14 protein-coding genes are annotated in these 14,893 nt (G+C 36.3%); 4 read left to right on the top strand and 10 right to left on the bottom strand.

Annotated features, from left to right (window positions below):
* Positions 1 to 81: 81 nt before the first annotated feature.
* The 3 genes from INR75_RS09090 to INR75_RS09080 all read right to left on the bottom strand — a co-directional run bounded on the left by INR75_RS09090 (position 82) and on the right by INR75_RS09080 (position 2,588).
* Entirely contained in the window at positions 82 to 258 is a 177-nt protein-coding gene (locus INR75_RS09090; RefSeq protein ID WP_092544006.1) for a histone H1, read from the bottom strand.
* Positions 259 to 387: 129 nt separating this feature from the next.
* A complete protein-coding gene (locus tag INR75_RS09085) occupies positions 388 to 1,611 on the bottom strand; it encodes an OprO/OprP family phosphate-selective porin (RefSeq protein WP_223091646.1) in 1,224 nt (407 codons plus the stop codon).
* A 134-nt stretch (positions 1,612 to 1,745) separates the two neighbouring features.
* Positions 1,746 to 2,588: a helix-turn-helix domain-containing protein gene (locus tag INR75_RS09080; RefSeq protein ID WP_223091645.1), complete on the bottom strand. Its 843-nt coding sequence runs from the start codon at positions 2,586 to 2,588 to the stop codon at positions 1,746 to 1,748.
* A gap of 189 nt (positions 2,589 to 2,777) precedes the next feature.
* Between INR75_RS09080 and hxlB the strand changes: the two genes are divergently transcribed.
* The 3 genes from hxlB (at position 2,778) to INR75_RS09065 (ending at position 4,548) form a co-directional block, all read left to right on the top strand.
* A complete protein-coding gene (hxlB, locus tag INR75_RS09075; protein ID WP_223091644.1) occupies positions 2,778 to 3,362 on the top strand; it encodes a 6-phospho-3-hexuloisomerase in 585 nt (194 codons plus the stop codon).
* A 41-nt stretch (positions 3,363 to 3,403) separates the two neighbouring features.
* Positions 3,404 to 4,030 carry a 3-hexulose-6-phosphate synthase gene (gene hxlA, locus INR75_RS09070; protein WP_092543998.1) on the top strand — a complete coding sequence of 209 codons (627 nt, stop codon included), beginning with the start codon at positions 3,404 to 3,406 and terminating at the stop codon, positions 4,028 to 4,030.
* Between the two features lie 170 nt (positions 4,031 to 4,200).
* Entirely contained in the window at positions 4,201 to 4,548 is a 348-nt protein-coding gene (locus INR75_RS09065) for a nuclear transport factor 2 family protein (RefSeq protein WP_255584688.1), read from the top strand.
* 31 nt (positions 4,549 to 4,579) lie between these two features.
* Here the strand turns inward: INR75_RS09065 and INR75_RS09060 are convergent, their stop codons facing one another.
* On the bottom strand, positions 4,580 to 5,491 hold the full coding sequence (locus INR75_RS09060; protein WP_223091643.1) for a bestrophin family protein: 912 nt from the start codon (positions 5,489 to 5,491) through the stop codon (positions 4,580 to 4,582).
* 157 nt (positions 5,492 to 5,648) lie between these two features.
* Here INR75_RS09060 and INR75_RS09055 point away from each other — a divergent pair, with 157 nt between their 5' ends.
* Complete coding sequence (locus tag INR75_RS09055) at positions 5,649 to 6,044, top strand: response regulator (RefSeq protein WP_223091642.1); 396 nt, start codon at positions 5,649 to 5,651, stop codon at positions 6,042 to 6,044.
* A 104-nt stretch (positions 6,045 to 6,148) separates the two neighbouring features.
* Here INR75_RS09055 and INR75_RS09050 read toward each other — a convergent pair whose 3' ends face one another.
* The 6 genes from INR75_RS09050 to INR75_RS09025 form a co-directional block, all read right to left on the bottom strand.
* A complete protein-coding gene (locus INR75_RS09050) occupies positions 6,149 to 7,189 on the bottom strand; it encodes an LLM class flavin-dependent oxidoreductase (RefSeq protein ID WP_223091641.1) in 1,041 nt (346 codons plus the stop codon).
* 36 nt (positions 7,190 to 7,225) lie between these two features.
* On the bottom strand, positions 7,226 to 7,495 hold the full coding sequence (locus tag INR75_RS09045; RefSeq protein ID WP_223091640.1) for a helix-turn-helix transcriptional regulator: 270 nt from the start codon (positions 7,493 to 7,495) through the stop codon (positions 7,226 to 7,228).
* A 181-nt stretch (positions 7,496 to 7,676) separates the two neighbouring features.
* The gene (locus INR75_RS09040; protein ID WP_223091639.1) at positions 7,677 to 9,899 is read right to left on the bottom strand and encodes a pectinesterase family protein; all 2,223 of its coding nucleotides are present in this window, start codon (positions 9,897 to 9,899) and stop codon (positions 7,677 to 7,679) included.
* A gap of 16 nt (positions 9,900 to 9,915) precedes the next feature.
* On the bottom strand, positions 9,916 to 11,352 hold the full coding sequence (locus INR75_RS09035; RefSeq protein ID WP_223091638.1) for a polysaccharide lyase family 1 protein: 1,437 nt from the start codon (positions 11,350 to 11,352) through the stop codon (positions 9,916 to 9,918).
* Positions 11,353 to 11,408: 56 nt separating this feature from the next.
* Entirely contained in the window at positions 11,409 to 13,091 is a 1,683-nt protein-coding gene (locus tag INR75_RS09030; protein WP_223091637.1) for a DUF4957 domain-containing protein, read from the bottom strand.
* Entirely contained in the window at positions 13,081 to 14,889 is a 1,809-nt protein-coding gene (locus tag INR75_RS09025) for a RagB/SusD family nutrient uptake outer membrane protein (protein WP_092543982.1), read from the bottom strand. The genes INR75_RS09030 and INR75_RS09025 overlap by 11 nt, the downstream gene beginning before the upstream one ends.
* Positions 14,890 to 14,893 lie beyond the last annotated feature (4 nt).

Raw genomic sequence — 14,893 nt, 5'->3', positions numbered from 1 at the left:
ATCTTTAAGAAGTTCGTAGAAACTTATAATCTTAGCAAAGGAAGAAAAGAAAAAAGCCTCTCGAATCGAGAGGCTTTTGTTTTATTTTTTAGAAGCTGCGATAGATTCTTTACGGAATTCTTTCAAAAGCTTTTCTAAAGCTAGAGAAGATTTTCTTGCACGTGTTCCTGCTGCTTTGTTCCCAGATTCTAACTGCGCTTCAGCATCAGTTTTAAAAGCTTCAAATGTCTCATTGATATTTTCTACCAATTCTTTCATACTGTTTTTATTTAAAAGATTAATTAGACAGGCGAAAATAAAATAATATTCCACTTAAAAAGACATTTCTCAAAAAATTCCCGTCTAAAATACCCAATTTTAGCATATTCAGAAGCTATTTTGGTAAAGTTAAATCGAAATATCCCATTGAATTCTAAATCTAAACTCATCTTTTATGCCCATATCTTCGGTTTCGAGATCGAATTCAGAAACTTCCATCGTTAATTTGTTTCGATGCCCTTTAAAGAACCAGTTAAAAGCAAGCGTTAATTCGTCTAAATTTGAATCAAGATTTGTGTTAGGCGTATAATTGGCGTATCGGGCTGCAATTTCCAAAGGTTTTGGCCACCACGAGATAGATTGATGTGCCAAATATCCTGCCTGAAAGTAATAACCGTTCAATGTAGTTTCCTGGGCATTTACACGATCATCAATATTTTTTAAGTGCAGTTCAGATTGCCAACTAAAGCCTTTGTAAACAAATGCAGTTTCTAAATTGGCCTGGTTTATACGATACTGCCCTGAATTTAATTCTTCAAAAGTTTCTAAAAAACCTCCTCCAGAAGACGAAAATCGAGTATACGGACTGCGATTTGTAACTCCGGCTAACGCAATTATAGCTGCTGGTTTTTGATGGATACTAAGATCGCTACTTTTAAAACCTAAATTTTCGCCAAACATATTCCATTGTAAACGCCCAAAATACATAAGGTTACCGTCATCGTTCTCTCTAGAACCACGACCACTACCCGTAAAGACGCCTACCCAATAATTAAAATCTAAGGCTCCTCTGGTTCTTAATCTCCCGTATAGTTCTATACCCTGTTGCCTATCTACTGTAAAAGACCGATTTAAGATCGAGCGATCTACCGTTTGCTGCGCACCGCTACTAATTCTTCGTTCCCTGGAGAATTCTAACTTCCACTGTCCTACTTTTAAATTTAACCATTCCCAGCGCTCGATCATAATCCTAAAATCTAAAAGATTTGACTGCCCAAGATCGTATTCCCAATAATATTTTAACCAGGGTTTATATGCATGCCCACCAACTTTTAAACGAGACCTGTTTACTTTAAAAACGTTTTTGCTATTGTCGTTAAAATCGTTAAATGTGTAGGGATCGTGGTCGCTTGGTGTCGCAAACCGAAACTGAAGTCTACTTTGGATTTGCAGCAGATAATTGTTATCTCCAGATCTAAATTCGAATCCTTTATTGCCGTATTGAAAACGCCAGTCCTGAAAAGCGGAATCACTACTTTCTTCAGTCGATTGAGAATAAACTGCGTTAAACGAAAGACAAAAACCAAAACTAAGTAGTAAAAGCCTTAATAAATAAGGTACACCACACTTCATAAGCAATTTTTAAAGTATGGCTTCAAAAATAAAGAATTCTAACTTCTTAACATTCAAATAGCACTAAAGAAACAATTTATTTACATTTCATCAATATTTTAATAAACTGATGTCTTGATTAAAGCAATAAACTTTTAACTTATTAAAGTATTTTCATGCTGAATAACATGGCGTTTAACGCTTTCCTGAAATTCTTGCGGCGTCATCCCAGAATGTTGCTTAAAGAATCTGCTGAAGTACGATCGATCTTTAAATTTTAAATTGAAAGAGATCTCTTTGATCGTATTTTCACTATGAATGATCTGGCGTTTTGCTTCAAGAATCAATCGATCATGAATTAATTGAAGTCCTGTTTTATCTAATTTCTCCTTTAGGATCTGGTTTAATCTTTTTGCACTAATGCCTAATTGTTCAGCATAAAAACCAGTGTCGCGCTCTTCTAAATAATGACTTTCTAGCAAAAGCATAAATTCGTAGATCCGCTTTTCGTTAATATCATGCTGCGTAAAATGTTGTTCTTTTAACTGAATAAGCTGCAGTAGGAAAACCTTCAGCAATGCTTTTATCATTAAAAGATTCATCTCCTCTTTTTGATATTCTTCTGAAAGTAAATTGTAGATCGAGTTTAGAACTTTAGAACTTTGCTCGGTCACCTGCAAACACGAAAATTCTCCCTGGATATTGAACATTCTGAAGACATCCAGCAAAAACTCTTTAAGATCGTCTTCTAACAATTCTCTTTTAAAAGAAAGTAAGACACCTTTCTTTCCGGCTTTATTTAATTGATGCACTCGATACGGCGGAATAAGATAGATCCAGTCTCCCTGCAAGGTCTGGAAAGAATGTTGCGGCACGTGTAAAGCCTTTTCATCTTTAAGCCATACAATTTCAAAAAACTCTCTCCTACCAGGATCGTCCAGATAAGAAGGAGGACAATCGATCAAATCACGAATATATAAAACCTTATTACTTAGCATGCTCTCTTTTTTTTGCTGAAAAAATGGGTCTTTCCAAAAAGTACCACAAAACTAGCTAATTTCACCTAACATTTTTCATCCTTAGGCAAATTGTACCACACATCTACCAAATCGTGTACAAATTTGCGCAGGAATGCCTGCTAATTTTGTCCCTCCCAGAAAACGGGAATAATTAAAAGACGATTAGCTATGGATAACGGAAACGAAAACAATTCGAACATCAGCATTCAATCAGCATACGATATTATCATAAATGAGCATGTAAACCTATATCATTCTTTAGACTTCGAAAACATTAAAAATATCGAAGAACCTTTAAAGAATGCTAAACAGATCTTTTTGATCGGTGCAGGTAGAACCGGTTTTATGGTAAAAGCAGCAACCATGCGTTTAATGCATTTGGGATACCAGGTGCATGTGGTAGGAGAAACAACCACACCGGCAATTGGTAAAAATGACTTATTAATTGCAGTTTCTGGTTCTGGCACCACAAAATCGATCGTAAACGCTGCAGAAACAGCTCATAAAAATGAGGCAAAAATTGTGGGCTTTACAACAAACCCATCATCTCCGCTAGCAGAGTTAGCTAATCATACAATTATAATTCCTGCTGCGGGAAAACAAGAACATGGAAATTCTATTTCCCAGCAATATGCCGGTAGTCTTTTCGAACAGGGATTCCTTTTTCTATTCGATGCGCTTATCCAGTATCTATGGAAGCAATCTGATAATAGCGCCGAGCAATTATGGGAAATGCATGCTAACATGGAGTAAAAATTAATAAACAGAAGAATATAAATTAAACATAGAGGATTATGACTAAATTACAAGTAGCAATCGACCTACTAAACACAGAAGACGCAATAGCTCTAGCTACCAAAGTAGCTCCTTATATCGATATTATTGAGTTAGGAACTCCGCTTATTAAAAGTGAAGGACTTAGCGCGATCACTGCAATGAAAGAAGCTTTTCCTGATAAAAAAGTTTTTGCTGACTTTAAAACTGCAGATGCAGGTGGATTAGAGGCAGAAATGGCTTTTAAAGCAGGAGCAGATTACATTACAATCTTAGGATCTATCGACGATGCAACAATTATTGGTGCTGTAGAAGCTGCTAAAAAATATGACAGAGCGGTAGTTGTAGATACTATTGGTGTACAAGATCGTGTAAAGCGAGCTCAGGAAGTTTCTAAACTAGGTGTAGAATTTGTAGAATTACATGCAGGTTTAGATGAGCAGGCAAAACCAGGATATTCTATCGACGTATTGATCGAAGAAGCATCTAGAGCAGGTGTTCCTGTTTCTATCGCTGGTGGTGTAAACAAAAACAGCATCGCAAAAGTAAAAGAATCTGGAGCTGTTGTGGCTGTAGCTGGTGGAGCGATCTACGGAGCTGAAGATCCTGCAGCTGCTGCAAAAGAATTAAAAGAAGCTTTAAGCTAACCTTTTAATATAGATTATTCAAAATTTAGATTTGTTGTTAGGCTGGTTTTTTAACCAGCCTTTTTTTGTTTTATTCTGAAGTGATCTCTTTCAATCCTAACTATTGAAAATTCAATTTGTAACTTTCTTAGATCGCAACCGACTAAATTCTCCACACAATAGAATTGAAAATGATGAAGGAAAACAAAGAAATCTTATTAAAAGCCAATGAAGCCATTAGCAATGGCGATCACGAAGCTTTTTTAAGCTACTGTACTGAAGATTCGAAATGGACATTTGTTGGTGATCAGGTACTTGAAGGAAAAGAAACAATTCGAAAATGGATGCAGGTAGAATATGCCGTGCCACCAAAATTTGATGTAAAAAATCTTATTGCTGAAGGTGATCATGTAACTGCCGTAGGAAAGATCACCTTAACCGATAAAGATGGTAAAGCATCACAATATTCTTATTGCGATATCTGGCGTTTCGAAAATAAGAAATTAGCCGAGTTACAGGCTTTTGTTATTCCAGATTAAATTTGAAATTCGGTAATTCAGCAGCGCTTTGCTATAGCACATATTCGTCGTTTACGCTTTTCACCTGTTCAGGGATATCTTTATCTCTAAGCATTTCTAGCAGGTTAATTTCAATAGTACGTGAAATTAGATTTAGAGGCACTCCAGTTGGTAACATTTCAAAAGGATTCAGCAAAGAAACACCAATCTTGTGAATGGTTAAAAACACATAACCAATCAAAGTACCAAAAACCACAGACCAAACCCCAATGGTTTCAGCAGTAACCAGCGTAGCACAAATAATAAAAATCCAAACGAAAATTCTGGTATAATAATTATAAGTAGTAGGAAAAACGGTATTTGCGATACGTTCAGATTTCCCCATGTGATCACAAAAATTTATAAGCATTTGGTTTAATTGCATAAACTGAAAGCCGTCGATCTTACCATTCTTATACCAGATATTTAAATCCCTGGTTTGCAAATTTAAAACCGCATTGGCTTTGTTCGATTCCTGCCGCAAATATTCGTAATCGTCGTCGCTTAAGAAATTAAGATAATCGACATCTTTAGATTTTCGTAATCCGCGATTTAAAGCATATACAAAACCAATATGCCTGCGTATTAACACTTCAATAAAGATTCTATCTTCAGTATTAAATTCGGTTTTATCAATTTTCAGAAACAATAATTGTCGCGCCCAGGTTCTACTGTCATTTACTAATCCGCCCCAGATCTTTCTGGCTTCCCACCAGCGATCATAAGCCTGGTTATTATTAAAACCAATAAAAAATGCCAGCGCAGTACCTAAAATAGTAGGTAACAATGCAGGAATAGGAATATTGATGATATTAAAATATTCAGACAGCGCAAAAGTAATACTACAGGTAAAAAAATCGATAAGAAAATAAGTCCAGGATCCCTCGATCACACTCGAAATACTGACTTTATTTGAAATTAGCATCTAAAAAATTTTATTCTAAAATAGCGAATATTAAATACTATTCTAATTAATATAGAAATACTTTTAAGAAGATGCGGATTATCTTCTACTTCTTAATTTTTGATCATAAATATTTAAGATTTGATCTTTTTAGGTATATTTAGTAAGTAATGTATTAATGATGAAATCCCAGAAACCAATTAGAATTTTAGCTGTAGATGACAATCTGGTCAATCTATTCTTAATACGTACCATTATCTCTAAATTATGCCCAAAAGCCGAGATTATTACTGCGGAAGATGGTGAAGAAAGCATCGAAATATTTCGAAAATCGGCTAAATTCGATCTTATTTTAATGGACATACAGCTTCCCGGAATAAATGGTTATGAAGCCAGCAAAAAGATCAAGAAAATTGCTCAAAATAAGCCTGTACCTATCGTTGCTTTAAGCGCAAACAGTATGGACGATATGCAAAGAATAGGGAAACTATCTGGAATCGATGATTTTTTAAGCAAACCTATCTTATTTGAGCCTACCGAGAAAATTCTGAAAAAATACATCTTTAACAAATAGCGATATTGTAAGATTTGAAGCTAAATTTTTATGAGCTCTAAAACAAAAAACTGACTAAGCTTCATTAAAAAAGTTAGTCAGTTTTAAGCAATTTCGGGGTAAATTTATACCGTTTTTTGCTTTTCTAGCGTTGTATTTTCTTTGTTAATTTCCTGCATAATTTCAGCAAAAGCAGCTACAGATTTTTTGCGATCTTCAGCATCATAAATCGCTGAAACCGCGATTAATTCATCTACATCAGTCTCATCTAAAAACTCTTTGGCCTGAGCTTTTACACTTTCTTTACTTCCTACAAATGAATATTTAAGCATTTGCTGTACCTGCGGATGATGCAAAACACCTTGCAACTCTGAAGTCATTGCCGTTGGTGGTTTTAAACCATCTCTTTCGCCGGTTAAAATCCCTAGGAACATACGAATTAAAGTAGTGAATAATTCGTCTGCTTTTTCATCAGTTTCAGCAATAATTACGTTTACACCAGCAAGATTATAAGGTTTCTCTAAAACTTCTGAAGGTGTAAATTCTTCTCTATAAATTCGCAATGCGTTATGCAAATGATTGGTCGCAAAATGGCTGGCAAAAGCATAAGGCAAACCTTTTTTGGCGGCTAAATGCGCACTATCTGTACTAGAACCTAAAATATACAAAGGCACATCGGTGCCTTCAGCAATAGCAGCTCGAACATCTGAAGTTTTATTTTCATCAGAAAAATATCGCTCTATTTTTTCAATTTCAGAAGGGAAAGACTGTGCTGCCTGCATAAAATCAGATCTTATGGCTCTTGCGGTTTTGGGATCTGTTCCCGGTGCTCTTCCTAAGCCAAGATCGATACGCCCGGGATATAAATTGGCTAAAGTCCCAAACTGCTCGGCAATCACTAATGGTGAATGATTTGGAAGCATGATTCCGCCGGATCCTACTCTAATTTTCTCGGTATTATCTGCAATATAACCTATTAAAAGTGAGGTAGCGCTACTCCCAATATGTTCCATATTGTGATGCTCTGCAAACCAAAACCTGTGATACCCTTTATCTTCTGCCAACCTGGCAAGATCTAAAGAGTTATTTAAAGTTTGTTTATACGTGCTCCCTTTAGAGACATGTGCCAGTTCGAGAATCGAATATTTTATATCTTTCTTATTCATATATTTAAATACTTCAATATATAATTCATTAAAAAACTAAAGCTTTTTTAGTGTAGTTAAATAAGTATCCAATAGCTGCTCGTTAATAGAATACGAGTAAAACCGGCTTTCTTTATGCGGCAAAATAATATCGGCCTCTACCAGCTTTTTAATATGATGACTAATCGAAGGCTGCGCAAGTTCGATAGAATTTACAATAGCCGAGCAATCTAAGTTGCCTTTATTTGCTCGAATCGCTTTTAAAATAAGAAGCCTATTGTGGTCACTTAAAGCTTTTGATATTTTTTCTACCTGTTTTAATTCCAAAATCTGTATCGCTATTAATCGACTACACTAATTTCCTTTATGCTACATAGTGAGTAGGAAAAGAATCTTAACCTTACAGTTTGATCTCCTATTTTTTACTCACAATTAGAAATCTAAAATAAAAAAGGGAGTAATCTTTAATTACTCCCTGGTTGGAAATTGAAGGTTTTAGAAAATATTTCTAATTCTGCTTATTCTTATTTAGCAAGATTAAGTAATATTCCTGTTGTTCTTCAGATAAAGATTTTGCCCAATTTACTCGGTCGTCTGCAGCTCCAGGCCCGGTAGAATTATATTCAGCATAAAAAGTGGTTTCTTCGGCTTCTGGTTTTCCCCAGTTATGCCAGCCTTCTGTTTTAATATGATTTCCAAGATGGCAATTAACAAGTACTGTCTGCGCATAGTTTCGCCACGGTCTTCCCAGGTAAACCGAATTTGCTTCAACTCCTTCCGCAGTAAAATCGCATTCAATAAAGACAATACCATATTTCGCACCTTCTTCAGTAGAAGCTGCCGTGACATAGCCATCTCGTTTACTTTTAATCTCACATTGATAAAATACAGCCGAGGACCATCCAAAAATAAAATCTACCGTTCCCTCGATATAGCAGTTTTCATAAAATTGCTTACTGTTTTTACCATGCAAATAAAGCGTATCCTGATTGCCCAGGAAATTGCAATTCTTAAAATGAGCATTGTTTCCGTCTACCCTAACGGCTACGGCTTGACCCACGCGACCGGCACTATTTTCGAACGTAATATTTTCTGCATAAAAATCGTCTCCAAAAATAAAGAAAGACGTCGATCCTGTTGTTCCCAAACCTTCCCCAAAGCGATTGAGTTTGCTTGCGTAATCGTCGTAAGTTATGATCGTACTGTCCTTACTTTCACCTATAAACTGAATATTGGTTTTAGAAGCTGGCAAAACCAGTTTCTCTTTATAGATACCATTTTTTATAAAAACTCGCGTTTCATTTTTTCTAAAATCAGGCAAATGATTAATGAGTTTTGTTAGTGTCTTAAAATCGCCACTCCCATCACTTGCTACGATAAAATCATACTGAGCCGATTTTGTTAATTCCTGGATATAAATTTCGAGATTTGTATACTGCTCACTTAATTGATATTGCGTAGCGTCGTTTTTATTAGGATTTAGATTATTTGCTTTCTCCCATTCATCTGGCATGCCATCGCCATCGCTATCTTTTTTACTTTGTCCGTTTTTTAGATTAGGCCATCCGCCAACGTCTTCCTGAGAATCTATAATTCCGTTTTTAAAAGTTGTTTTACCAGATCTTACTTCTGTAATTATTCGTTGATCAACCTCATCTCTATAAAGACTGGCACCGGCTTGTTTCAGAACATTATTGTAAGCAGCATAAGCTTCTTCAGTATTAATATTATTCAAAATATCGAACATTTCTGAAGCTTTGGTTTTAGCAGGATCATCACATTGCACGCCACCTTTCCAGTTATCTCTACTTACCGTTTGCGAGCCCTCAACATAATTTCCTTCAACAAAAAATTGGCCATAAGGTTTACTAGGATTCAAAATTCGGTCTTTTACATCATCTTCTGTTGCAGGTCCCGGTTTAAAGTAATTATTCACCACATTATACCTCCCTTTTTCGCCACCATAAATACTATTAAATCCCCAGTTAAAAATGACATTATTTCTAAAATCGACCAGTTCATCTTCTTTATTTGGAACCGAAGACGATCCTCCAAAACGCGGATTTCTACTACTATTGCTGGCAATTAAATTATGATGAAAACTGGCATTTTCGCCTCCCCAGATTCCGCCATAACCATGTGCACCCTTATGATGTACCGATCTATTTAATGCTTCTGAAATTATACACCACTGCATGGTGAAATTTTTGTTCCAGTAAAATGAAGAATTTTCGTCTGTTGCCCAACTTATCGAACAATGATCGATCATAATATCTGAGTTACCACGACCTCCAAAAGCATCATCTTCTACATCATTAATATCCCCCATTCTAAATCGTAAATACTGGATGATCACATTGTCGGCCTTAATCTTAACAGGATAACCTTTAAGCGTAATTCCGCCTTCTGGTGCAGTTTGTCCTGCAATGGTAAGATTTCCGCGGTTTATATCCAGAGAGGATTCTAAATTAATCGTTCCTGAAACCTCAAAAACGATAATTCTGGGGTCTCTTTTTTGAATTCCTTTTCTAAGACTTCCTTCCCCGCTATCATTAAGATTCGTTACTTTGTAAACGATGCCGTCTCTTCCTCCTTTGGTGTATCTACCAAAACCCTCAGCGCCGGGAAAGGCCAGGCTTTGTGCTGAGGCAGAATCTACACTAAGAAGAAATAACAGAAGAAGATTCAGTATAAAAAATGGCTGGTATTTTATCGATTTTCGGTATTCCATGGTTGTTTTTTTCGGATTATTTGTTTGGGGTTAGGCTATTTAAATATACTTCCAGATTATCGTAACCTGTACTAAGATCGTTATCGTTTGCATCAAACTTCTCAGGATCCAAATTATTTTCAATTTCCCAATCGTCTGGCATTCCATCTAAATCTGAATCTTTTAAAGCGGTTCCCTTATCTAATTCTGGATAGCCACCAACATCACTTTGGGTATCAATTATTCCATTAGTGCTTCCACGCGATCCAGAATAGGTAAAACTTTTATTTTTCACATCTGCAATTACATGTTCGTCTACTTTATCCCTAAACATGGTATTGCCGGCCTTAGCCAATACAGCTTCATAAGCCTGCTGAGCACTCTGAGTTTCTACATTATCATCGATAGGGTGCGGAGATTCAATCTTCATGGCATTCTTCTCTTCTTCAGTTAAACTGCCGTATTTACTATGAATTTGATTGTATACACCAAACTCCCAATTATTTTCACTTGCTAGCGTACTTCCTTCTACAAAATTTCCATCTATGAAAAATTTACCCCAAATATTATAAACTTCAGTATCCTCATTAAGGTTTTTATCGATAGCTACGATTCGTTCTTTTTTTGAAGTTGCAGGTCCTGGTTTGTAATAATTATTTACAATGTTAACGTTCATGGCTTCTCCGCCATAGATACTATTACCCTGCCAATTATAAATTACGTTGTTTCTAACGTCTACCAAATCTGTTAATGCAAATGCAGATCCTGCATATTCTCCTAATCGCGGATTTCGGCTATCGTGATGGGCTAATAAATTGTGGTGAAAACTTGCATTTTTACCTCCCCAAATTCCGCCATAGCCGTGCGCTCCTTTTGCGTGAGCCGAATTCCTTAAACTTTCAGCAATAAGACACCATTGTAATGTAGTATTCTCGTTGTTATAAATTGAAACACATTCGTCTGTAGACCAGCTCATAGAACAATGATCGATTATGATATTTTTATTAAATCGGGATCCAAGCGCATCACCTTCTACATCATTTAGATCTCCCATTCGAAATCGTAAAAACCTGATGATTATATTATCGGTAGCAATACTCACAGGATAACCGGCTATACTAATACCATCACCCGGGGCAGATTGCCCTGCAATGGTAAGATTGGGATTTTCTATTTTTAATTCTGAATTTAGAAAAATTGTCCCGCCGGTACTAAATACAATATAACGTGCTCCAGGCTGATTAATGGCATATCGCAATGTTCCTTTAGATCCATCATCTGATAATTTGGAAACATAAATAACTTTCCCCCCACGACCACCAGTCGCATGCATGCCAAAACCTTCAGCAGTAGGAAATGCGAAAGCTTCTTCCTGAACAGGTTCGTGGCCAACAGGCGATTCTTCTTCACTTTGATCATGATCGCCAGAACAGGAAAAAATAAATGCGGTAAAAAAATATAGAATAATTTTCACAATATTGATTTAAAAAAATCAAAGCTGGAAAATTCCAGCTTTGATCGTTATTTAGTCTATAATTCTATTCTCCATCGTGGATCACCAGTATCAAATCTTCCTGAGAATCCTCTATCCTGAAAATTAAAATTATTTTCAGTAGCTACATTCATCCAAAGATCATCCTGGGTACCATTATAATTCGCAATTGGGAAGCCTGGAATTTCGCCCCCACTAAAGAAGAAATTCGCCGTAGAATAGTTATTTACAATATTGAAATTGGTATTTCCTAATCCCTGGCCTATTCCTTGAATTCCATAGTTATCGCTATCACTAGCGTCCCAACTATGTCCAAAGATCGAATTACTGATTGTAATTCCGTTAGTTACATTATCATTACCATCACCTCCTCTATATCTAAAGAATCGGCCACCGGTTACAATAAAGTTCGCAAAAGAACATCCGTCTATGGTAATAGACTGTGAATTGTTTCTAGACTGAATTCCGGTATCGATATAATTAAATGAACTGTTCAATAAGTTGATCTCCTGTACTGAAGCAGTAGGTGCATCTGAAGAAGGATTAGTGTCTGTAGTAAAAATTCCGTATCCTCCAATAGTGTCTACGATAGAATTGCTTATAGTAAATTCCTCTACCTGCACTGTTGTTCTTATTCTCATTATCCCTCTAAAATTAGAAATATGACATTTTTCGAATAATACTTCACCTACATTTACATTGCTTCGGTTTGGATTAAATACATAATCACCTGTATAATCCTCTCCTCGAAGTTCAAGATCTATAAATCGAACATGATCGATATTAGAATTATCATCTATATCCCAGTTGCCCGTAGTGTAAAGCATAGCTTGTTTTTCACCAAAACCATAAGTTGCACGAATGGTAATAGATTTATTTAAGTTTTGCTCTGGAAATTTATAAACGCTTCCTCTTGAAATTAAAACCACTGCACCATCTGGAGCAGATGCAACCGCATTAGAAACCGCCAGCGAATCTGTAGCGCCTCTAATATCTATCACATTAGCATCATTAGGATCGATATCCATTGGTAAAGTAGTATAATTTACCCAACCTCTTAATTGATCTTCACTATAAAGCGCGATCTGATATTCAGTATCTGGATCTAAACCTGTAACGATAGCTTCAGTTGAGTCCCTCTCTTCCTGATTCACCGATCGTTCTTCGAAAAGTGGTGTATTTAGAGAAAGATCTTCCGCAGCATAAACCTGGATTCCGGTTACCAGAGCTCCTGCTGCCGTCCAGGTTACCCTGGCAGCCGTATCGATCACATCAAAGCGACTTGGAACATTAAGTATTGATGGAAATCTTTGGGTTCTTACATTTCCTAGGTCTGATATTTTACTGTCAAACTCTGGATCATCAGCGTGTGCTGTGGCTCTAATTTGATATAAAGTATTCCAGTAAAGTTCTTCTCCAATTAGATCTTCATTGATCTCTACGTAATTGGTATCTGTTTCTATCGTATAATCGATGGTAGCAAAAGTGTCGCGACTAACTTCTACCGTATAGTATTCGGCACTTCGCATATTACCAAGATTAACGATGATCACGTTTCCTTCAGAATATAGATCTTCGTTTAAAACAGGTCTAAAAAGGCGAGTTCTATCAAAAACCTCTTCATCTTTTTCACAAGCACTAAACATGATCACTCCAACTAGAATAACAAAAATGTTTAGGGCATATTTATTTTTAAGTCCTCTTAATATATTAAAAACCATAACCATCATTTTTTAAAGTTCCCTGACTGTTCTCGATAGCAATTGTTGGTATTGGGAATATATATCTTGCCACACCTGGATTTGGCCCATTGTAGTAGTTTTCCCAATCGTAAAGAATCCATTCCTGATATTGAGTTTCGTCACTATGCAGACTTAATAAAAACGGTACCTGATTCCAGGTATCATCTGGCGGAGCAACTACTTTTCGGTTAGGATTTAAGATCTCAAAATCACCACTTTCATCTGTTCTCCAGTACATATAAATTGGTAGATTTGTAGTACCTGCAAATGCAGCATCAGCCAGATCTTTTAACTCATTTACTGTTTCCTGAGTTTTTTCAGCATAAATGCCCCATCGAATTAATTCGTACTTTCTAATCATTTCACCACCAAACTCCCAGGCTCTCTCATCTACAATAGCTTCAAAAAAACTTTCTTTAGACCCTGAAATAGAACTTATGTATTGATCTACCTTTTCTGGCCAGAAAGTATCTTCAAAAGCACGTTGTCTTACTCTTGCTAATGCTTCCTGTGCTGAAGCTGTTGGGCCATTTAATTCATTTTCAGCCTCGGCATACATCAATAAAACATCAGAATATCTAAGCATTGGCCAGTTTATCCCTGTACCTTTTGCTGAAGAGGCTCCTGGTGGATTATCCAAAAAGTGTCGGCTCCATTTACCCTGAGAGATATTGGATGGCGAGTTCACAAATTCTTTCTCAAATTGTTGATTTATTTGATATAAACCGCAGGTCACATCTCTTCTAATATCTAATGTATCGAAAGAAAAATAATAGGTTGGAGGAATTGCCATATAGTTATTCCCGGATCCATAATCGTGAGCTGCCGTTGGGCCTCCCATAACCGTCATCCCAATATTCCAGGCAACATCACCACTATTTAAAGAAAATGGAACTTCAAATAATATATCACTATTAACAGGTGAGATAAACTTTGCCTGATTCATAAAAACCTGTCTAAAATCTGTTGGTAAAGGTCTATCCTTAAGCTCTATCAACTTCTGAGTATAATCCTTTGCAATTTGATAGTAATCCAGATAATCTCCTTCTCTATCCATGCTTAAATCTGGTGTTAAGAAATAACCACCTCTTTGCAGGGATAATCTTGCGATCATTCCTAAGGTATATTCGCGGTTTACCTGCTCGATTCCATAAGGCAGCTCGTCTGCCCATTTCATGTAAGGCTCGATATCAATTAGATCCTGAATCACTCCTGAAAGGATTTCATTTCGATCTGTTTTTGGTAAATTAAAATCGTCACCAGCGACAGGTGCAGATGTTACATACGGTACATCTCCAAAATAAAAGATAAGCATGCTGTACCAATACGCTCTTAAAGTATAAGCTTCACCTAATAATTGATAAAAATCGGCCTGCTCGTTTGGATCTTGTGATTCTAAAGAACCACTAGCCTGAATACTTTCTATAGAAATATTAGCATCTCTAATTGCTCTATACGCATAGGTCCATACGATATCCAGATCCCTGTTACTTGGTAAAGCATCTAGATCCCAAATTTGATATCGATCACCTTCACTCGTCCAACCAGAGGCATGTTCTATATCTGTATTTCCCGTCATATTATTCGATAATCGAGATCTAAAAGCATCCTGATTAAAATAAGAGTAAACAGCATTTACACCATTTCTGGCATCATCTACATTCGAATAAATATATTGGTTATCAAAGGTAGATCTTGACACCGGCTCCATAAAATCATCTGAACAGGAAGTCGCCAGGATCCCTAAAAATATGATATATAAAATTCTATTTTTCATAGTT

The sequence above is a fragment of the Zunongwangia sp. SCSIO 43204 genome, assembly GCF_019904275.1.
Lineage (GTDB): Bacteria > Bacteroidota > Bacteroidia > Flavobacteriales > Flavobacteriaceae > Zunongwangia > Zunongwangia mangrovi.
Note: the sequence above shows the minus strand (reverse complement) of the source record. Positions and strands in the feature narration are given on the sequence as shown.

Coding starts and splice junctions, on each gene's coding strand:
- INR75_RS09090 (WP_092544006.1), bottom strand. CDS start 258: ATGAAAGAATTGGTAGAAAATATCAATGAGACATTTGAAGCTTTTAAA.
- INR75_RS09085 (WP_223091646.1), bottom strand. CDS start 1,611: ATGAAGTGTGGTGTACCTTATTTATTAAGGCTTTTACTACTTAGTTTT.
- INR75_RS09080 (WP_223091645.1), bottom strand. CDS start 2,588: ATGCTAAGTAATAAGGTTTTATATATTCGTGATTTGATCGATTGTCCT.
- hxlB (WP_223091644.1), top strand. CDS start 2,778: ATGGATAACGGAAACGAAAACAATTCGAACATCAGCATTCAATCAGCA.
- hxlA (WP_092543998.1), top strand. CDS start 3,404: ATGACTAAATTACAAGTAGCAATCGACCTACTAAACACAGAAGACGCA.
- INR75_RS09065 (WP_255584688.1), top strand. CDS start 4,201: ATGATGAAGGAAAACAAAGAAATCTTATTAAAAGCCAATGAAGCCATT.
- INR75_RS09060 (WP_223091643.1), bottom strand. CDS start 5,491: ATGCTAATTTCAAATAAAGTCAGTATTTCGAGTGTGATCGAGGGATCC.
- INR75_RS09055 (WP_223091642.1), top strand. CDS start 5,649: ATGATGAAATCCCAGAAACCAATTAGAATTTTAGCTGTAGATGACAAT.
- INR75_RS09050 (WP_223091641.1), bottom strand. CDS start 7,189: ATGAATAAGAAAGATATAAAATATTCGATTCTCGAACTGGCACATGTC.
- INR75_RS09040 (WP_223091639.1), bottom strand. CDS start 9,899: ATGGAATACCGAAAATCGATAAAATACCAGCCATTTTTTATACTGAAT.
- INR75_RS09030 (WP_223091637.1), bottom strand. CDS start 13,091: ATGGTTTTTAATATATTAAGAGGACTTAAAAATAAATATGCCCTAAAC.
- INR75_RS09025 (WP_092543982.1), bottom strand. CDS start 14,889: ATGAAAAATAGAATTTTATATATCATATTTTTAGGGATCCTGGCGACT.